This window comes from Ochrobactrum sp. SFR4 (assembly GCF_019730395.1).
Classification (GTDB): domain Bacteria; phylum Pseudomonadota; class Alphaproteobacteria; order Rhizobiales; family Rhizobiaceae; genus Pseudochrobactrum.
The window spans coordinates 1-257 of sequence record NZ_JAAPBB010000991.1; the positions used below are offsets into that span (position 1 = coordinate 1).

Consider the following 257-nt stretch of genomic DNA (forward strand, 5'->3'; position numbering starts at 1 on the left):
GCCAAATTCAGGTATGGATAAGATCACATGGTTCCGCGCAGGCGGCCCTGCTGAAGTTCTGTTCCAGCCTGCCGATGAAGATGATCTGGCGGAATTCCTGAAAAATGTACCGGAGGAAATTCCGGTGATGACTGTTGGTATCGGTTCTAACCTTCTGGTGCGTGAAGGCGGCATTCCGGGCTTCGTGGTGCGTTTGTCTGCCAAAGGCTTTGGTGAGGTTGAGCGTGTATCCGATACGCGTCTGCGCGCCGGTACGG

1 pseudogene is annotated in these 257 nt (G+C 54.9%); it reads left to right on the forward strand.

The features are described 5' to 3' along the window. A pseudogene (locus tag HBA93_RS22065) lies at positions 1-257 on the forward strand (UDP-N-acetylmuramate dehydrogenase); the annotation flags it as partial.